The organism is Nonomuraea sp. AD125B (assembly GCF_041402765.1).
In the GTDB taxonomy this organism is placed as follows: Bacteria; Actinomycetota; Actinomycetes; order Streptosporangiales; family Streptosporangiaceae; genus Nonomuraea; species Nonomuraea bangladeshensis.
This window is the reverse complement of the sequence record NZ_JBGLOU010000019.1, coordinates 117,119-134,334: the sequence shown is the minus strand read 5'-3', so window position 1 is coordinate 134,334 and position 17,216 is coordinate 117,119. Positions and strand designations below refer to the sequence as shown.

At 71.7% G+C, this 17,216-nt stretch carries 18 protein-coding genes and 1 tRNA gene; 4 read left to right on the top strand and 15 right to left on the bottom strand.

Annotated elements, in window-relative coordinates; genetic code table 11:
* The 7 genes from ACBR40_RS39295 to ACBR40_RS39265 all read right to left on the bottom strand — a co-directional run bounded on the left by ACBR40_RS39295 (nucleotide 1) and on the right by ACBR40_RS39265 (nucleotide 8,736).
* Nucleotides 1–282 (bottom strand): metal-sensitive transcriptional regulator, encoded by a 282-nt coding sequence (locus tag ACBR40_RS39295; RefSeq protein WP_344212572.1) that lies wholly within the window; start codon nucleotides 280–282, stop codon nucleotides 1–3.
* A gap of 73 nt (nucleotides 283–355) precedes the next feature.
* Nucleotides 356–916: a nuclear transport factor 2 family protein gene (locus tag ACBR40_RS39290; protein WP_371251985.1), complete on the bottom strand. Its 561-nt coding sequence runs from the start codon at nucleotides 914–916 to the stop codon at nucleotides 356–358.
* A gap of 345 nt (nucleotides 917–1,261) precedes the next feature.
* Nucleotides 1,262–1,588, bottom strand: coding sequence for a nitrite reductase small subunit NirD (gene nirD / locus ACBR40_RS39285; protein WP_364444019.1), 327 nt, complete (start codon nucleotides 1,586–1,588; stop codon nucleotides 1,262–1,264).
* Complete coding sequence (nirB, locus tag ACBR40_RS39280; RefSeq protein ID WP_371251984.1) at nucleotides 1,585–4,014, bottom strand: nitrite reductase large subunit NirB; 2,430 nt, start codon at nucleotides 4,012–4,014, stop codon at nucleotides 1,585–1,587. The genes nirD and nirB overlap by 4 nt, the downstream gene beginning before the upstream one ends.
* Complete coding sequence (locus ACBR40_RS39275) at nucleotides 4,011–5,405, bottom strand: FAD-dependent oxidoreductase (protein WP_364444015.1); 1,395 nt, start codon at nucleotides 5,403–5,405, stop codon at nucleotides 4,011–4,013. Before ACBR40_RS39275 ends, nirB begins: the two co-directional genes overlap by 4 nt.
* Nucleotides 5,402–7,423, bottom strand: a complete 2,022-nt coding sequence (locus ACBR40_RS39270; protein WP_371251983.1) for a molybdopterin oxidoreductase family protein — start codon at nucleotides 7,421–7,423, stop codon at nucleotides 5,402–5,404. Before ACBR40_RS39270 ends, ACBR40_RS39275 begins: the two co-directional genes overlap by 4 nt.
* 2 nt (nucleotides 7,424–7,425) lie before the next feature.
* Complete coding sequence (locus ACBR40_RS39265) at nucleotides 7,426–8,736, bottom strand: MFS transporter (RefSeq protein WP_344212584.1); 1,311 nt, start codon at nucleotides 8,734–8,736, stop codon at nucleotides 7,426–7,428.
* A gap of 202 nt (nucleotides 8,737–8,938) precedes the next feature.
* Here ACBR40_RS39265 and ACBR40_RS39260 point away from each other — a divergent pair, with 202 nt between their 5' ends.
* Nucleotides 8,939–9,229: a hypothetical protein gene (locus ACBR40_RS39260; protein WP_344212586.1), complete on the top strand. Its 291-nt coding sequence runs from the start codon at nucleotides 8,939–8,941 to the stop codon at nucleotides 9,227–9,229.
* Nucleotides 9,230–9,278: 49 nt separating this feature from the next.
* On the opposite strand, the gene ACBR40_RS39255 is transcribed toward ACBR40_RS39260, so the two are convergent.
* The 3 genes from ACBR40_RS39255 to ACBR40_RS39245 form a co-directional block, all read right to left on the bottom strand.
* A complete protein-coding gene (locus ACBR40_RS39255; RefSeq protein WP_371251982.1) occupies nucleotides 9,279–9,764 on the bottom strand; it encodes an N-acetyltransferase family protein in 486 nt (161 codons plus the stop codon).
* A 49-nt stretch (nucleotides 9,765–9,813) separates the two neighbouring features.
* Complete coding sequence (locus tag ACBR40_RS39250; protein WP_371251981.1) at nucleotides 9,814–10,791, bottom strand: aldo/keto reductase; 978 nt, start codon at nucleotides 10,789–10,791, stop codon at nucleotides 9,814–9,816.
* A gap of 95 nt (nucleotides 10,792–10,886) precedes the next feature.
* The gene (locus ACBR40_RS39245) at nucleotides 10,887–12,824 is read right to left on the bottom strand and encodes a hypothetical protein (RefSeq protein ID WP_371251980.1); all 1,938 of its coding nucleotides are present in this window, start codon (nucleotides 12,822–12,824) and stop codon (nucleotides 10,887–10,889) included.
* Between the two features lie 109 nt (nucleotides 12,825–12,933).
* Here ACBR40_RS39245 and ACBR40_RS39240 point away from each other — a divergent pair, with 109 nt between their 5' ends.
* A complete protein-coding gene (locus tag ACBR40_RS39240) occupies nucleotides 12,934–13,101 on the top strand; it encodes a hypothetical protein (RefSeq protein WP_371251979.1) in 168 nt (55 codons plus the stop codon).
* A 92-nt stretch (nucleotides 13,102–13,193) separates the two neighbouring features.
* Nucleotides 13,194–13,493: a hypothetical protein gene (locus ACBR40_RS39235; protein ID WP_371251978.1), complete on the top strand. Its 300-nt coding sequence runs from the start codon at nucleotides 13,194–13,196 to the stop codon at nucleotides 13,491–13,493.
* A 371-nt stretch (nucleotides 13,494–13,864) separates the two neighbouring features.
* Here ACBR40_RS39235 and ACBR40_RS39230 read toward each other — a convergent pair whose 3' ends face one another.
* The gene (locus ACBR40_RS39230) at nucleotides 13,865–14,251 is read right to left on the bottom strand and encodes a DUF5997 family protein (protein ID WP_344212600.1); all 387 of its coding nucleotides are present in this window, start codon (nucleotides 14,249–14,251) and stop codon (nucleotides 13,865–13,867) included.
* Nucleotides 14,252–14,305: 54 nt separating this feature from the next.
* Here ACBR40_RS39230 and ACBR40_RS39225 point away from each other — a divergent pair, with 54 nt between their 5' ends.
* Nucleotides 14,306–15,046 carry a LysR family substrate-binding domain-containing protein gene (locus ACBR40_RS39225; protein WP_371251977.1) on the top strand — a complete coding sequence of 247 codons (741 nt, stop codon included), beginning with the start codon at nucleotides 14,306–14,308 and terminating at the stop codon, nucleotides 15,044–15,046.
* Between the two features lie 105 nt (nucleotides 15,047–15,151).
* On the opposite strand, the gene ACBR40_RS39220 is transcribed toward ACBR40_RS39225, so the two are convergent.
* From ACBR40_RS39220 to ACBR40_RS39205, 4 genes are all read right to left on the bottom strand, one after another.
* A complete protein-coding gene (locus ACBR40_RS39220; RefSeq protein WP_371251976.1) occupies nucleotides 15,152–15,508 on the bottom strand; it encodes a hypothetical protein in 357 nt (118 codons plus the stop codon).
* A gap of 189 nt (nucleotides 15,509–15,697) precedes the next feature.
* A tRNA-OTHER gene (locus ACBR40_RS39215) sits at nucleotides 15,698–15,835 on the bottom strand.
* Nucleotides 15,836–15,943: 108 nt separating this feature from the next.
* Nucleotides 15,944–16,675 carry a hypothetical protein gene (locus ACBR40_RS39210; protein ID WP_344212606.1) on the bottom strand — a complete coding sequence of 244 codons (732 nt, stop codon included), beginning with the start codon at nucleotides 16,673–16,675 and terminating at the stop codon, nucleotides 15,944–15,946.
* 102 nt (nucleotides 16,676–16,777) lie between these two features.
* Entirely contained in the window at nucleotides 16,778–17,215 is a 438-nt protein-coding gene (locus ACBR40_RS39205; protein ID WP_371251975.1) for a hypothetical protein, read from the bottom strand.
* Nucleotide 17,216: the final 1 nt, after the last annotated feature.

Below are 17,216 nucleotides of genomic sequence, written 5' to 3'. Positions count from 1 at the left end.
TCAGGACCGCACGAGGCGCGCGATCGCGTCCGAGGCCTCCTTGACCTTGGCCTCGGCCTCGGCCCCGCCCTTGCGGGTGGCCTCGGCCACGCAGTGCGCCAGGTGCTCCTCCAGGAGGGACAGCGCGAACGACTGCAGCGCGCTGGTCGTGGCCGAGACCTGGGTGAGGACGTCGATGCAGTACTTGTCGTCCTCGACCATGCGCTGGAGCCCGCGCGCCTGTCCCTCGATGCGGCGCAGCCGCCGCAGGTGCTCCTGCTTGCTGTCGGTGTATCCGGGCATCACGGCCGTCCTTCCGCTCGCTACACCGACCGCAACGCCATACCCCCCTACCGTATTCCGGAGCCCGCTCCGGTCAGCCCGCCTTGTTGGTCATGAGGTCCGTGATCTTCCACTGGCCGCCCTGGTCGGCCAGCAGGAACAGCTCGCGGTAGGCGTCGCCGCCCTGCTTGCTGCGCGCGCGGACCACCGCGTACTGCTGGCCGAGGTCGCGCGAGTCCTCGATGGTGTGCGTGGCCTTGGACACGTCCTTGTTCTTGAACAGGTCCTGGTAGAGGCTGCGGATCGCGCTCCCGCCGGTGGCCGTGGCCTTGCCGGCGATGGCGACCACCGCGTCGTCGGAGAAGGAGTTGACGACCTTGTCCACGTTGCCCGACTTCAGCACGTCGAAGAAGCTCTGGACGGCCGAGCGCGCCTGGGCGGCGCCGGCGGTTCCGGTGGGCGAACCCGTCTCCATGGGCGATCCGGACTCCATGCCGGTGCCGGTCTCCATCGGCGACGTCATGCCGGTGGGCGAGGCGGGGCTCGCCTCGCCCTTCATGGCCTGCGAGTCGGTGCCCGCGGCGCAGCCCGCCACCAGCATGGCGGGAACGACGGCGGCCAACAGGAATGCTCTGCGGTGAGAAATCTTGCTCATGGCGGCTTTGATGCCCCGCCGGTCGATTAACGAATGCGTGGTTTAGGCACTTCCGACGGGTTCTTTACTCGGTCCGGTATTACTCGACGGAATGACCCGATATGCCGAGACCGTTCAGAGCTTCGATCGTTGCCGGGGCGAGACCAGCAAAGCGGGAGCCCCCGATACCGTCGCTTCAGTGCCGCAGACCCAGGCGAATCCGGACCCCCTTCCGCAGCGTGAGGACGCCGAGCGTTGCGACAGCTCCGAGACGGGACGCCGTTGCGTCCTGCCGGCGGGCCACCGCAGCCCACACGTCTTCCCACCGGTCGAGGAGCCCCTGCGCTGACGGCTACGTGCTGACGGCTACGTCCGCACCTCCACCGCCGCACCCGCCCGCCGCACCTCGTAGACCGGCACGCGCACGCCCCGCTCGTCCAGGCAGTGGCCGGTGGCCAGCGAGAACACCTGCTTGTGCAGCGGCGAGGCCACGGTCGGCTCGCCCTTCCTGGTGCCGACGATGCCGCGCGAGAGCACGTACGCCCCGCTGAACGGGTCGAGGTTGTCCAGCGCGTGCAGCCCGCCGTCCCAGGTGCGGAACAGCGCGACCTGCCGGCCCGCCACCAGCACGCACACGCCGCGCTCAGGCAGCAGGTCGTCGTAGCCGCAGACCGGCGTCCACGCGGCGCTCATCGGGCCATCACCGGCTTGATCTGGCCGCGCTCGCGCTCGAACACGATCGACGGGTCGGGGACGCCCGGCGCGTTGACGAAGCTGACGAACCGCCGCAGCTTGTCCGGGTCGTCCAGGGTGGCCGACCACTCGTCGGCGTACGTGGCGACGTGGTGCGCCATCTGCGCGTCGAGGTCGGCGCAGATGCCCAGCGAATCTTCCATGATCACCTCACGCAGGTGGTCGAGGCCGCCCTCCAGCGACTCCAGCCACGCGGAGGTGCGCTGGAGGCGGTCGGCGGTGCGGACGTAGTACATCAGGAACCGGTCGATGGTCCTGATCAGCTCCTCGGTGGACAGGTCGGCGGCCAGCAGGTCGGCGTGGCGGGGCTGGAAGCCGCCGTTGCCCGCGACGTACAGGTTCCAGCCCTTCTCGGTGGCGATGATCCCGAAGTCCTTCGAGCGGGCCTCGGCGCACTCGCGCGCGCAGCCGGAGACCGCGGACTTCAGCTTGTGCGGCGAGCGCAGGCCCCGGTAGCGCAGCTCCAGCTCGATCGCCAGGCCCACCGAGTCCTGCACCCCGTAGCGGCACCAGGTGGAGCCGACGCACGACTTCACCGTGCGCAGCGCCTTGCCGTAGGCGTGGCCGGACTCGAACCCGGCGTCCACGAGCCGCCGCCAGATCAGCGGAAGCTGCTCGACGCGGGCGCCGAACAGGTCGATGCGCTGGCCGCCGGTGATCTTCGTGTAGAGGCCGAAGTCGCGGGCCACCTCGCCGATCACGATGAGCTTCTCCGGCGTGATCTCGCCGCCGGGGATGCGCGGCACGACCGAGTACGTGCCGTTCTTCTGGATGTTGGCGAGGAAGGCGTCGTTGGTGTCCTGGAGCGCGGCCCGCTCGCCCTCCAGCACGTGCCCGTTGTGCAGCGAGGCCAGGATCGAGGCCACGGCCGGCTTGCAGACGTCGCAGCCCCTCCCCTGCCCGTGCTCGGCGATGAGCTGCGAGAACGTGGTGATGCGGCGGACCCGTACGATGTCGAACAGCTCGGCCCGCGAGTGCGCGAAGTGCTCGCACAGCGCCTTGCCGACCTCGACGCCCGACTTCTCCAGCAGCCGCTTCAGCATCGGCACGCACGAGCCGCACGTGGTGCCCGCCCGGGTGCACGCCTTGAGCCCCGGCACGTCGGTGACGCCCTGGTCGGCGACGGCGGTGCGGATGTCGTCCGCGCACACGTTGTTGCACGAGCAGACGAGCGCGTCGCCGGGCAGGTCCAGGCTCGCCCCCGCGCCGCTGAACAGCAGGTCGGACGGCGGGGCGGGCAGCTCCTTGCCCACGAACGGCCGCAGCGAGGCGTACGGCGCGGCGTCGCCCACGCAGATGCCGCCGAGCAGCGTCCGCGCGTCGTCGCTGATGAACAGCTTCTTGTAGACGCCGGCCACCGGGTCCATGTAGGTGACGTCGAGCGCCCCCGTCATGGCCCCGAACTGCGCGACCTCGACGCCGAGCAGCTTGAGCTTGGTGGACAGGTCCGCGCCCGTGAACGTCGCCGAGCCGCCCGTGATCCGGTCGGCGGCGACCTCCGCCATCGTGTTGCACGGCCCCACCAGGCCGTAGATCATGCCCCCGGCCAGCGCGCACTCGCCGATCGCGTAGATCGACGGGTCGGAGGTGCGCATCCCGGGATCGACGACGACGCCGCCCCGCTCGCCCACCTCCAGCCCGGCGGCGCGGGCCAGCTCGTCGCGCGGCCTGATGCCCGCCGAGAACACCACGACCTGCGCCTCCAGCAGCGTCCCGTCCGGCGTGCGCAGCCCGGCGACCCGGCCCGCGCCGTCCACGACGACCTCGCGTACGCCCGAGCCCGCGTGCACGCCGAGCCCCAGGCCCTCGATGTGCCGCCGGAGCACCGCGCCGCCGCCCTCGTCCACCTGCCGGGGCATGAGCCAGGGGCTCATCTCCACGATGTGCGCCTTCAGCCCGAGCGCCCGCAGCGCGTCGGCCGCCTCCAGCCCGAGCAGGCCGCCGCCGACCACGACGCCCTCGGCCGCGTCCTTGGCGGCGGTCCTGATGGCGTCCAGGTCCTCGATCGTGCGGTAGACGTGGGCGTGCTCGGCCCCCGGCACCGGCGGCACGAACGGCGCCGAGCCGGTGGCCAGCACCAGCACGTCGTACGGCAGCGCGCCCCCGTCGGCGGTGAACACCCGCCGCGCCTGCCTGTCGATGCCGGTGACGCGGGTCCCCAGCCGGGTGACCGTGCCCTCGGGCACCTCGTAGGCGAGGTCCTCGGCGCTGGTCCCGGACAGGTACGACGTCAGCCGCACCCGGTCGTAGGCCGGCCGCGGCTCCTCCCCGATCACCGTGACCCGCCCGCCGAAGCCTCTGTCCATGAGGCTTTCGACGAGCCGATGGGCGGCCGGCCCGAACCCGACCACGACGAGCTCCTTCATACGGAAATCCCTTCCTGCTCGCACAGCCAGCCGACGATGCCTTCCACGGCGTCGCGGCAGGTTCCGCATCCGGTGGTGGCGCGGGTGGCGGCGGCCACCCCGGCCAGGTCGCGCGCCCCCGCCTCCCAGCACGCCCTGATCTGGCCCTTGGTCACGTTGTTGCACTGGCAGACCCTGGCGGCGTCCGGCATGAGCGTCGGGCTGGCCGCCACGGGCGCCGCCGACAGCCCGGGGAACAGCAGCCCGGCCCGGTCGCCCGGCACCGGCCCGCCGCGGTCGAAGAGCTGGGTGAGCGTGCCGACGGCGTCGCTCTCTCCCAGCAGGATCGCGCCGACCAGGCGGCCGTCGCGGATGACGAGCTTGCGGTAGGTCCCGCGGGCCCGGTGGCTGAACCTGACCACCTCGGCGTGCTCCTCGGTGAGGTGCGTCTCGCCCATGGCGGCCAGCTCGACGCTGCGCGCCTTCAGCCGGGTCACCAGGCGGGAGCCGCGGTAGAGCGCCTTGCCGCCGGTGATGACGTCGGCGGCGACGGCGGCCTGCTCCCAGGCGGGGGCGACCAGGCCGTAGACGGTACCGTCGTGCTCGGCGCACTCCCCGATCGCGAAGATCGACGGGTCGTCGGTACGCAGCTCGTCGTCCACGACGACGCCCCTGCGCACCTCCAGCCCGGCCTCGGCGGCGAGGCCCGTGACGGGACGGACGCCGCAGGCCAGCACCACGAGCCCGGCCTCGACCAGCTCGCCCCCGGCCAGCCGGACGCCGTCCTCCAGCACCGCCTCGGCGGAGACGCCGGTCCGGGTCTCCACGCCGAGCCCGGCCAGCGTCTCGCCCAGCACCTCGCCGGCCTCGACGTCGAGCTGCCGCTCCATGAGGTGCCCGGCGAGGTGCAACAGCGTGACCGGCAGCCCGCGCCCGGCCAGGCCGCGGGCCGCCTCGACGCCGAGCAGCCCGCCGCCGACGACCACGGCCCGGCCGGCGTGCTCGGCCGCGGCGAGGATGCGCGCGCAGTCGTCCAGGGTGCGGAACGGCACGGCCCGCTCCACGCCGGGGATCGGCGGCACGACGGCGTCGCTGCCGGTGGCCAGCACCAGCAGGTCGTACGGCTGGCGGCGGCCGCTCGCGGTGACGACGTGCCTGGTCTCCCTGTCGAGGTGGGCGACGGCGTCGCCGAAGACGGCCTCGACGTCGTGGGCGGCGTACCAGGAGGCGTCGAGCAGCCGGACCTGGTCGGGGCGGGAGCCGCCGGCCAGCACCTCCGACAGCAGCACCCGGTTGTAGGGCCGGCACGACTCCGCGCCGAACACGGTGATCCTGATGTGGGGATCGCGGGCGCGCACCTCGCTGACGAGCCGCGACCCGGCCATCCCGTTGCCCACGACGACGAGCCTCATGAGTCCCTCTCCACCCTGACCGCGCAGACCTTGAACTCCGGCATCCTCGACGTCGGGTCGAGCGCCGGGTTGGTGAGCCGGTTGGCGCCCTCCCAGTGGAAGGGCATGAACACGGTGTCGCGCCTGATGGCGTCGCTGATCCTGGCGACGGCCTTGGCCTCGCCCCGCCTGCTGGTGAGCCGCACCATGTCCCCGGCGGCGATCTCCAGCCGCTCGGCGAGGTCGGGGTGCAGCTCGACGAAGGGCTCGGGGGCGGCCTGGACGAGCGGCGCGATCCTGCGCGTCTGCGCGCCGCTCTGGTAGTGGGCCAGCAGCCGGCCGGTGGTGAAGTGGACCGGGTAGTCGTCGTCCGGCTCCTCGGCGGCCGGCCGGTGCCGGACCGGCACGAACCTGGCCAGGCCGTCCGGGTGCGCGAAACGGTCGAGGAAGGGGCGCGGGGTGCCCGGGTGCCCCGGCTCGGGGCAGGGCCAGAAGACGCCCTTCTCCTCGGCGATGCGCTCGTAGGTGATGCCGGAGTAGTCGGCGGGCCCGCCCCGGCCGGCCCGCCGCAGCTCGTCGAACACCTCGGCCGGCTCGGTGGCGAACCGGTGCCCCAGCCGCGCGGCGAGGCCCGCGATGACCTCCAGGTCGCTCCGCACGCCGTCCGGCGGGGCGACCGCCTGGTTGCGCAGCAGCACGCGCCCTTCGAGGTTGGTCATGGTGCCGGACTCCTCGGCCCACTGCGTCACCGGGAACACCACGTCGGCCTGGGCGGCGGTCTCGGACAGGACGAAGTCGCAGGCCACGAGCAGGTCCAGGGCGGCGATCCGGGCGGCGATGTGCTCGGCGGCCGGGGCCGAGATCAGCGGGTTGGAGCCGAACACCAGCAGCGCCCTGGGCCCGCCGGGGGTGCCGAGGGCGTCAAGCAGCTCGTACGCCGACCGCCCCGGCCCCGGCAGCGACTCCGGCGGCACGCCCCACACGCCGGCCACGTGCGCCCGCGCCGCCGGGTCGTCGATCCTGCGGTAGCCGGGGAGCTGGTCGGCCTTCTGACCGTGCTCCCTGCCGCCCTGGCCGTTGCCCTGCCCGGTGACACAGCCGTAGCCGGAGCCCGCGCGGCCCGGCAGGCCGAGCGCGAGGGCGAGGTTGACGAAGGCGGTGACCGTGTCGGTGCCCTTGGCCTGCTGCTCGACGCCGCGGCCGGTCAGCACATATGCGTTCGACGCGGCGGCCAGAGCCCGCACCGCCTGCCGCATCCGGTGGACGGGCACGCCGGTGATCCGCTCCACCCGCTCGGGCCACCACTCCGCCAGCGAGGTCCGCACGTCCGCGAAGCCGGTGGTGCGGGCGGCCACGTACGCCTCGTCCACCAGGTTCTCGGCGACGACGAGGTGCAGCAGGCCGAGGGCGAGCGCCAGGTCGGTGCCGGGGGCGGGCTGCAGGTGCAGCCAGGCGAGCCGGGCGGTGGGGCTGCGGCGCGGGTCGATGACGATCAGGCGCGGCCCCTCCAGGTGGCGGACGAACGGCGGCATGGTCTCGGCCACGTTGCCGCCGGCCAGCAGGACGACGTCGGCCGCGGCCAGGTCGGTGACCGGGAACGGCATCCCCCGGTCCATCCCGAACGCCCGGACCGACGCGGCGGCGGCCGAGGACATGCAGAAGCGGCCGTTGTAGTCGATCTGGCTGGTGCCGAGCGCCACCCGGGCGAACTTGCCCAGCATGTACGCCTTCTCGTTGGTCAGGCCGCCGCCACCGAACACGGCCACGGCGTCGGGGCCGTGCTCGGCGCGGATCGCGGCCAGCCGGCGGGCCACGTGGTCGAGCGCCACGTCCCACTCCACCGGCTCGCCGTGCAGGAGGGGCGTGGTGAGCCGCTCGCCGCTGGTGAGCAGCTCACCCGCCGTCCAGCCCTTCTGGCAGAGCGCGCCCGAGGCGTTGGCGGGGATGTCCGTCCTCGGCCGGACGGCCAGCTCGGGACCGATCTCCATCCCGCACTGCAGGGCGCAGTACGGGCAGTGCGTCTTCACCGGCTCGCCCACGGTCAGACCCTGGCGTGGGCGAGGCTGGCCACGATCCGGACGCCCACCTTGCGGACGTAGCACCACCAGGTGAGCGCGAAGCAGGTGGCGTAGAACAGGCCGAAGGCGAGGAAGGCAGGGGCGGGCGAGCCGGAGGCGGCGAACGACATCCCGAACGCGCGGTTGATGAGGAAGCCGCCGAGCGCGCCGACCGCCGAGATGACGCCGATCGCGGCGCTGGCCTGCCGCTTGCCGTACAGCAGGGCCTCCTCGCCCTCGCCGCGCTCGGCCACGGCCTTGGCCTGGAAGATCGCGGGGATCATCCGGTACGTGGAGCCGTTGCCGATGCCCGAGGTGAGGAACAGCAGCTGGAAGGCCAGGAAGAACGGCCAGAAGCCGCCGCCCTCGCCGGCCGCCCAGACCAGCAGGACGCCGCCGCCCATCGCGGCGAAGTTCCACAGGGTGACCGGCGCGCCGCCCAGCCGGTCGGCCAGCCAGCCGCCGAACGGCCGGACGAGCGAGCCGAGGAGAGGCCCGGCGAAGGCGACGGCCGCGTACGGGGAGTCGGGGAACAGGCTCTTGCTGAGCAGCGGGAAGGCCGTGGAGTAGCCGATGAACGAGCCGAACGTGCCGATGTACAGGAACGACATGATCCACGTCTGGGCCTTGCCGGCCACCGCGATCTGCTCGCGCGGGTTGGCCCTGGCGGTGGTCAGGTTGTCCATGAAGAACCAGGCGCAGGCGGCGGCCACCACGATGAACGGGATCCAGAACCACCCGGCCGCGGCCAGCCCGAACGCGCCGATCACCAGCGGCATGACGAGCTGCACCGAGCTCACCCCGACGTTGCCGCCCGCGGCGTTGAGCCCGAGCGCCACCCCCTGCTTGGCACGGGGGTAGAAGTAGGTGATGTTGGCCATGCTGGAGGCGAAGTTCCCGCCGCCGACCCCGGCGAGCGCCGCGATCACCAGGAACAGCCAGTAGGGCGTGCCGGGGTTGTTCACCGCGACCGCCAGCAGCACCGCGGGGATCAGCAGCAGCAGCGCGCTGACCACGGTGAAGTTGCGCCCGCCGAACCTGGCGGGGCCGAAGGTGTAGGGCAGCCGCAGCGCCGAGCCGATCAGGTTGGGCAGCGCGACCAGCCAGAACAACTGGTCGGTGGTGAACTCGTAGGAGCCCATCCTGGTCGCGACGATGCTCCACAGGGTCCACACGGTGAAGCCGAGGTGCTCGGCGAGAATCGAGAAGATCAGGTTGCGCCGTGCGACGCGCCTTCCTGAGCTTTCCCAGAAAGCTGGGTCATCGGGGTGCCAGTCGGCGATCCAGCGCGCCATCGACCTCTCCTACGCTCGGCGTCCGGGGAGCTCCAACGTAGGAATCGGTCGTTACGCACGCGCACTTTCCGTGGCTGTGCATCCGTTACAGGTGATTCACCGCGGTAACAAGCCACGCACAAGCGTCACGCCGGAAACGTGCGCGTAACGCCTGGTTACTGCCGCCTTCCTGGGGTAACGACACTCAGCAAGGGGGGGAATCATGATCAAAACACTTCACAAGATGGGCATCAAGTCCAATCACATGTACGTGGCCGGGATCTGCTCGGTCGGCCTGGCCTTCGCTTCCTGGTTCGCGTCGAAGCAGACCGAGCATGCAGGGCTCGACCGCGCGGACCGATGGGGCATCTTCGTCGGGGAATGGGCGCCCACGTTCTTCGCGATGGGGGTCGCGCTGCGGATCGAGGAGACGCACCGCGAGCTGGAGGAGTCCGAGATGGAGTCCTTCGGCAGGTCCCAGGACATGCGCAGCCGGACGCACGCAGGGGTTTGACCGGCACGGCACGCGGGTCACGCCTGTGTGACCCGCGTGACCGCCGTTCTCACGCGGGATCGAGAGCGCGGTCCGCCAGCCGCCGCAACGGCTCGTCGGTGAGCCGGTACTTGTACCAGTCGTCCTGACGCACCGCGCCGAGGCCCTCGTAGAAGCCGATGCTCGGCTCGTTCCAGTCGAGCACCGCCCACTCCAGGCGCTGGTAGCCGCGCTCGGCGCAGATCCTGCCGAGCTCGCCCATGAGCGCCATCCCGAGGCCGCTGCCCCGGTGCTGCGGGCGCACGTAGAGGTCCTCCATGTAGACGCCGTGCACGCCGCGCCAGGTCGAGAAGGTCAGGAACCACAGGACGAAACCGGCGACCTCGCCGTCGATCTCGGCGATGTGGGCGAAGACGGCGGGCCGGTCGCCGAACAGCGCGGCGCGCAGGCCCTCCTCGGTGGCGCGCACCTCATGGGCGGCCTTCTCGTACTCCGCCAGCTCGCGGATCAGGTCGAGGATGACGGGCACGTCGTCGGGGGTAGCGGGACGAATCATGCCCACCAGGGTACGGCCAGGTCAGACCCGCCCCGCTCCCCGTTCCCCGCTACCAGCGGTCGTGGACCTGCGGGCGGATCAGCTCGTCGTAGACCCCGTTGACCGTCTCCAGCGTCGCGGCCGGCAGCGGGTCGAGCCCGGCCGCGGCCGCGTTGGCGGCGGCCTGCGCCGGGTTGCGGGCGCCGGGGATGACCACCGAGACCCCCTCCTGGTCGAGGATCCAGCGCAGCGCGAACTGCGCCATCGTCGCCCCCTCCGGCACCAGGGGAGCCAGCCGCCGCACCGCCTCCAGGCCGGTCGCGAAGTCGACGCCCGAGAACGTCTCCCCCACGTCGAACGCCTCGCCGTGCCGGTTGAAGTTGCGGTGGTCGTCGGGCGCGAAGGTGGTGTTCTCGTCGTAGCGGCCCGACAGCAGGCCGCTGGCCAGCGGGACGCGGGCGATGATGCCGACCCCGGCGGCGCGGGCCGCGGGCAGCACCCGCTCCAGGGGCTTCAGCCGGAAGGCGTTGAGGATGATCTGCACGCTCGCCACGTTGGGGCGGGCGATGGCGGTCAGGGCCTCCTCGCAGGTCTCCACGCTGACGCCGTACGCGGCGATCTTCTTCTCCGCGACCAGCGTGTCGAGGGCGTCGAAGACCGCGTCCGTCGAGTAGACCGGCGTCGGCGGGCAGTGCAGCTGCACCAGGTCGATGGTGTCCACGCCGAGGTTCTGGCGGGAGCGCTCGTTCCAGGCGCGGAAGTTGGACATCACGTAGTTGGCGGGGAGCTGCTCCATCCGCCGGCCCATCTTCGTGGCGACCGTCAGGCCGGGGCGGCCCTTGGCGAACCGGCCGACGATCTGCTCGCTGCGGCCGTCGCCGTACACGTCGGCGGTGTCGATGAAGGTGACGCCCGCGTCGGCGGCGGCGGACAGCGTGGCGAAGGCCTCGTCCTCGGAGACCTCGCCCCAGTCGGCGCCGAGCTGCCAGGCGCCGAGGCCGATGACGCCGACCTCACGACCGGTGCGTCCCAATATGCGGTGTTCCATCAGGGTGGCTCGCTTCCTTTTTGTGCTGCCTCATATTCCACCACGGCCCGCTCACGGCCTTCCGCTGACGGCATCCAGCGGGAGAGCCGGAGCCGTCACCGTGGCCGGTAGCAGCAGCGCAGTCCGGTCTGCACAGACGCGCGCAGTTCCTCCCCGATCACCGGATCCACCCCGGCGATCCGCGACAACGCCCGCCGGATCGCCTTGCCCACCGCGATCCTGGCCCGCTCCTCGCCGCCCGCGAACGGCCGCGCCCGCCCGCCGATCCCCGTGGCCGCCGTCAGCTCCCGCACCAGCCACTCGCGCTCCAGCCGCAGCGCCGACGCCCGTTCCAGGTCGTTCATCTCCTCCAGCTCGTCGATGTCGGCCTGGAGCTGCGTCAGCCGTTCGCGGTAGGAGTCCCGGGCGAGGTCGTCCAGCACGGGCTGCGCCGACGAGCCCTCGCCCTCCTGCGACCAGGTGCCCGCCGCCAGGTCGGCGGCCAGGATCTCGCGCCCGGGGTGGGCCACGAGCGCCGCCAGATGGGCCATGCCGACGCTGTGGTCCGCCACCGCGACCCGCCCGCCCAGCTCGATCCGCCAGTGCCGCCCGTCGCGGTGGAACCGGCACGTCCGCCGCACCTCGCCGGCCCCGCTCAAGACCGCGCTGCCGACCACGCCGGGCAGCGCCATCCCCAGGTCCCTGGCCTCCCGCGCCGCCGCGGCCAGCTCGGCGCGGGCCGCCGCGTCCCGCGGCCCGTCGCGCAACGCCAGCGCCTGCCCCAGACGGCACCGCGACAGCGCCGCCGCCGGCCAGTGCCCCAGCGCCAGGTTCGCCTGCACGGCGGCACGCAGATGCCGTACGGCCAGATCCAGGTCCCCCGTGGTCAGCGCGGCCATCCCCAGCGGGTGCTCCGCCGACCCGAAGCACACGACCCCGAGACTGCCGATCACCGGCAGCCCGGCGTACGGGCTGAGCAGCGCGTACGCCCGCGCCGCCGTCCCCGCGTCCTCCAGCAGGTGGGCCGTCTCGGCCACGAAGTACATCGAGACCAGCCAGGAGCTCGAACGGGGCAGCTCGGCGAGGTCCCGCCCCCGTACGCGGGCCAGGTGCCCGGCCGCCAGCCGATGATCCCCCGCGACGGCCGCGACCAGCGCCAGTCCCGCCAGGTAGGAGTTGTCGATCGGGCTGAGCGTGGGCGAGCTGGCCAGGTCGCGCAGTCCGGGCAGGAGCTCGGCGGCGCGCCCCTGGAACCAGCGGACGGCGCCGAGCTGGCCGCCGAGCCAGCCGGTGGCGTCCATGTCGCCGGCCTCGACGCCCCGCTCGAAGCACTGGCCGGCCAGCCTCTCCGCCTCGTCGAAGCGGCCCGCGCGGATGGCGAGCATGACCTCGACGGCGTCGACCACGTACCCGACCGCGAGGTAGGCGTGCTCGCGCAGCAGCCGGCGCAGCTCCTCCAGGCAGCGTTCGGCGTGCGGGTCGGCGGCCAGGAAGAGGTTCACGGTCCGCCACATCAGGCCCATCAGCAGGTCGCCGCGGCGCTCGGTGACCCCCGCCAGGCCGATCAGCTCATCGGCCAGCTCGCGCCTCAGCGCCGCGTGCTCGGGACCGAGCAGGCAGTGGTGCGCCAGGCTGAGCGCCTCCGCGACGGCGAGCGGGTCCCCCGCGTCCCGCGTCTCGCGGAGCAGCCGCAGGATCCCGTCGTGCGTGCCGTTCCGGTAGTCGTCCTCCCCCTGGAGCCGGATGCGCAGCCGGAGCGCCGTCGGCGAGGACGGGTCGAGCAGCGACAGCGCCCGTAACTGGCGCGTACGCACCCGCTCGGACTCCGCCGACGTCCGGTGCTCCCGCACCCAGCGCCCGCCGAGCCCCAGCGCCGCCAGCCCGAGCGCGACGGGGTCACCGGACTGCTCGGCCTGGCGGTAGGCGGCGTCGTACCAGCGCCGCGCGGTCTGCAGATCCCCGTTCACGTGCAGCGCCCGCTCCCCCAGGACGAGCGACAGCCTGGCATCCGAACTCGGGGCCGGCCACACCTCCGGCCGTTGTGCTACGCCCACACTCCGCTCCTGTCGGTCTCCTGGGCTGAGCCCGCGGACGGCCTCCCGGATACCGGGCGGTTCAATTGAGTCGAAACTGTCGGTGCCGCACGGAAGAATGCGAAGCACCATGATTCCTTTCAACGCCGTACGCACTCCGGGTGGCGACATCGTCGTCTTCTACGTGGGCTCCGAGCCCCGCCTGACCCCCGACCAGGCTCTCGCGTTCGCCGACCAGCTCCGCGCCCTCGCCGACGCCGGCCCCTGCCCGGCCCCCGCGATGGCCGCCGCCGTCTGACCCTTCCCGGTCCTGCCCGTCTTGATCTTCGTCGGCGCCGTACGGCACGATGGCCCCACCCCTGACCGACCCGATCCGAGGAGCCGGCGCACATGGACCTGACAACGACGGTGCTCAGGCTCGTGCCGGCGTGCGTCCTGGCCGCCCTCGGCATCCACACCCTGGCCACCGGGCGGATCCTCGTCGCGACGGAGCGTCAGCGCACGAAGCTCCGGTCACGCCCATACGGTCTGGGCCAGCTCCTCACGGGCCTCTGCTTAGTTCTCCTGCCACTGTCCAGCCTCGTGGCGGACCGGTCGCTGTACTACGTGGTGTTCTTCGCATCGATCGGATGCCTGGTGGCAGGGACCTGCTTCCTGGTGGCCGCGATGATCCCCCAGGACCGGCCCTAGCCCCGGCAGCGGCAGACCGCCCACAGAAGCGGCGGCAGAACGCCCACGGAGGCAGCGGCAGACCGCCCACGACACCTCCGGCAGAACGCCCACACAACCGCCTCTACCTGCGATGACAACAGCAGACCGGCACGAGCACGCGGGCGGCACGCCTCCGGCGAGGTGGTCGGGATCGAGGTCAAGGCAGCGGAGACCGTGCGCGGCGACGACTTCCGCGGCCTGCGCCATCTGGCCGACCGGCTCGGCGCACGGTTTCGTGCTCTACGCCGGGGAGCAGGCGCTGGCGTTCGCCGAGAAACTGCGGGCCCTTCCCATCGCGGCCTTGTGGACGCTCGGAAACGCTTAGGAGAGCCGGCGCGGCCGGCGCCAGGTCAGCCCTCCTGCGCTCGCTGCTGCTTGAGGCGGAGCGCCTCCTTGCGGGCCTCGGCCTGGACGGAGCGCTCGTGCTCCAGCCACGCCGGGTTCTCCGCCTTGATCTCGTCGATCTCGGCGGTGGTGAGCGGCTTGGTGATGCCGCTTCTGGCCAGCCCGGAGATGGAGACCCCGAGCTTGGCGGCCACGACCTGCTTGGGGTGGGGGCCGTTGCGGCGCAGGTCGGCGAGCCAGGCGGGCGGCTTCGCCTGCAGGGCGTTCAGCTCGTCCCTGGAGACCGGCCCGGCCTGGAACTCGGCGGGAGTAGCCGAGAGGAGGACCCCCAGCTTCTTCGCCGCGGTCTCGGGCTTCATCGTCTGGACGGTCTTCGGTTTGGGCGACGGCATGACGCCAAGCGTAGTCAGTCGGAACGGGTTCCCTGACATCGGTACGCTGAGGCGGTGACCGATGGCGAGAGCGGCAGGGCCTTCCGATTGGCGTACGCGCCCGGAGTGACACCCGCCAAATGGGTCAACATCTGGACCGAGCGGATGCCCGACGTACCACTCACCCTGGTCGCGGTCCCCGCCGCCGAGGTGGTGGCGCTCCTGCGCGACGGCGGCGCGGACGCCGGATTCGTCCGGCTGCCTGTCGATCGCGACGTGCTCAGCGTGATCCCCCTCTACGTGGAGACCACGGTGGTCGTGGTGCCCAAGGACCATGCGGTGACCGCCGCCGACGAGGTCACCCTCGCCGACCTGGCCGACGACGAGATCCTGCATCCCTTGGACGACACCCTGGAGTGGACGACCCGGCCGGGCCTGCCCGCGTTCACCCGCCCGGCGACGACGGGCGAGGCGGTCGAGCTGGTCGCGAGCGGCGCCGGGCTCCTGGTGGTCCCGCAGTCGCTGGCGCGCCTCCACCACCGCAGGGACCTCAAGTACCGGCCGCTGCTCGACGCGCCGCAGTCGCAGGTCGGCCTGGCCTGGCCCACCGACGCGACCACGGACCTGGTGGAGGACTTCATCGGCATCGTACGCGGCCGCACGGTCAACAGCTCTCGAGGCCGCACCCCCGCCCCCGCCGCCGCCGAGAAGCCGGCCCAGCGCCGCAAGGAACGCAAGCCCAGCCAGACCGCCTCCGGCCGCCGCGCCACGCCTCCGTCGCCGAACCGCAGAAGAAAAGGCAATCGAAGCCGCTGATCCGCAGGACGACGAAAAGCACTGGGAGCGACCGTCATCCCAAGCGAATCTCACCACGACGGCAGCGACCAATTCACCACGACCTGTACCGCTGACGGTCGTCGCCTATTCGACGGTGCGTGGGACGACGACCACTTGATCGTCGTCCGCGTAGATGATCCTGCCCGGGTCCGCCGATTCGAGGCGTACGCACTCCACGCCGTGCGCGGCGAGAATGGCCAGGTATCCCGGCACCCGCCGGATGAGGTGCCCGGCTGACGCCTTGAACCAGGCCGCCGCCTCCGGATTGACGGTGCGGTCGTAGACGGTGGGGTCCACGGTGGCGGGGTCGGTGAAGTTGGTGTCGTACCAGGCGTTGTTCTCGCGCCTGAAGGCTTCCTCCGCGTCCGACAGGCGTCCCTGCTCGGCCAGGGCGTTGACGAGGCCGAACACGCCCGGATATGTGCCTCGCCTGTTCGGCACGGGACTTTGGAACCGCACGTACATCTGTCCCCCCTTGACGGCTCGGCCCGGACAACGACGGCGGCCCCCCGGCGTTCCCAAGCCGGGGGGCCTTGAATGTTGCCGCCATATGTGAGGCCAGCAGCGTTTAAGAGAGCAGGTCAGCTATGACGAATGTGCGCTCTGCCATTGAGCCACCGCGGCATGAAGAGCCGCGGGCCGGATTCGAACCGGCATCTCAACAATCATGGCCTGCCCTCGGTCGATGTGGCTCTCGACGGTCAATGCTGAGCTTCGAGCGAGAATCTGATTGTGATCGGCTGCCTCTGCCGGTTGGGCTACCGCGGCGCGAACCGCGGGGAGGGCTCGAACCTCCGCTTGGGCCGTTCGTCAGCTTCAGCTTCAGCCTCAGCTTCGCGCTTTCGCGCACCCCGCGCTCAACGGGGAGTCTCTACGCTAGCCGAACAGGTAGGCGAACACCGCGTCGCCGACCCTGCGGTCCTCGACCTCGGCGCTGTTGGCCTCTTCACGGGCGTACTTCACGGCGTCCTGCAGCTTCTGCACCCGGGCCAGCAGCTCGTTGACGCGGCGGGCCGGCAGGGCGCCGGAGAACGCCGTCTTGGTCCAGTAGCCGACGACGATGTCCTCGGTGAACACCTGCACCTGCGCCGGATGCTTGTCGGTCGCCTCGGCGAGCACGTGGTTGCGCGGCACCTTCTTGGTGCGGGTCGTCTTGACCGGCTCCGTACGCCACGCGCCGGAGTTGTCGTCGAACGTCCACGTCTCGGCCGGGTCCAGGGTCGGCAGTTTGGCGATGAACGCGTACAGCTCGACCAGCTGCTTCTCCAGGAACAGCAGGTAGGTGACCGGCGCGCCTTCGATGAGGGTGGTCCCGTCCACGACGACGTCGGCCTTGGCGACGGTGTTCGTCCAGTCCTTGGTCGCCGTCACGTCGAACAGCTTCGTGAGCGCCTTGCCGACCTCGGCCAGCACCTCCTCCGCCTTCACCTGGACGCGGGTGGACTCCGGCGGAAGCTGCTCGCCCTCGTCGTCGATCGGCTGGTACGTGCGCGACAGGCCCGACAGCAGGGGGTGCTTCTGGATGGTGTGGTGGGCGTCGGCGACCGCGCGCTGGCTGCTGGCTTTGACGCCCTTCTCCACGGCGAGGATCTGGTTCAGCTTCGCCACGGCGAGGTCCGTTCATGCGAGGGGTTGACGGGATGAGGCGAAAGCGTACAGCGGCCCGCCCAAAGCCGCGCAACTCGTTAAATCGGTCACCTGAGACGACGCTCATCCACCTGGGCAGTCACTGTCGCCGCCGCTGTACTCGGCGCAGTAGCCGGACGGCAGAGGCGGCGGAGGACGGCGCAGCTCCGCCTGTCGCGCCTCCGTGTACAGACTCGCCAGGACGAAGAGGACACACGCCGTCGCGACGAGGCCGAAGATCCAGGCACGTACGACTCTGCCGGTGAAGACGCAGATGCCGGTGGCGAGGACGGGCGCGACAGTGAAGATCACCGCCGCCGCGGCCAGCCACGCGTTCGTGCCGCCACGATCGAGTTCGGCGCCACCCGTGAACGCGGTGGCGAGTGCCTGCCAGAGGCACAGCGGAACCCCGATGAACCAGATCACCGCCAGCAGGCCGAGGACCATGCCGCTGACCTCGCTTGGCTCCGTGCCCTTCGCTTTCACGACAAGGGACTGTTCCGTCCGCTCGTCATGACGCACA

What these genes read in the sequence shown, in the direction of transcription:
- ACBR40_RS39295 (WP_344212572.1), bottom strand. Translation starts at nt 282, where the DNA reads ATGCCCGGATACACCGACAGCAAGCAGGAGCACCTGCGGCGGCTGCGC.
- ACBR40_RS39290 (WP_371251985.1), bottom strand. Translation starts at nt 916, where the DNA reads ATGAGCAAGATTTCTCACCGCAGAGCATTCCTGTTGGCCGCCGTCGTT.
- nirD (WP_364444019.1), bottom strand. Translation starts at nt 1,588, where the DNA reads ATGAGCGCCGCGTGGACGCCGGTCTGCGGCTACGACGACCTGCTGCCT.
- nirB (WP_371251984.1), bottom strand. Translation starts at nt 4,014, where the DNA reads ATGAAGGAGCTCGTCGTGGTCGGGTTCGGGCCGGCCGCCCATCGGCTC.
- ACBR40_RS39275 (WP_364444015.1), bottom strand. Translation starts at nt 5,405, where the DNA reads ATGAGGCTCGTCGTCGTGGGCAACGGGATGGCCGGGTCGCGGCTCGTC.
- ACBR40_RS39265 (WP_344212584.1), bottom strand. Translation starts at nt 8,736, where the DNA reads ATGGCGCGCTGGATCGCCGACTGGCACCCCGATGACCCAGCTTTCTGG.
- ACBR40_RS39260 (WP_344212586.1), top strand. Translation starts at nt 8,939, where the DNA reads ATGATCAAAACACTTCACAAGATGGGCATCAAGTCCAATCACATGTAC.
- ACBR40_RS39255 (WP_371251982.1), bottom strand. Translation starts at nt 9,764, where the DNA reads ATGATTCGTCCCGCTACCCCCGACGACGTGCCCGTCATCCTCGACCTG.
- ACBR40_RS39250 (WP_371251981.1), bottom strand. Translation starts at nt 10,791, where the DNA reads ATGGAACACCGCATATTGGGACGCACCGGTCGTGAGGTCGGCGTCATC.
- ACBR40_RS39240 (WP_371251979.1), top strand. Translation starts at nt 12,934, where the DNA reads ATGATTCCTTTCAACGCCGTACGCACTCCGGGTGGCGACATCGTCGTC.
- ACBR40_RS39235 (WP_371251978.1), top strand. Translation starts at nt 13,194, where the DNA reads ATGGACCTGACAACGACGGTGCTCAGGCTCGTGCCGGCGTGCGTCCTG.
- ACBR40_RS39230 (WP_344212600.1), bottom strand. Translation starts at nt 14,251, where the DNA reads ATGCCGTCGCCCAAACCGAAGACCGTCCAGACGATGAAGCCCGAGACC.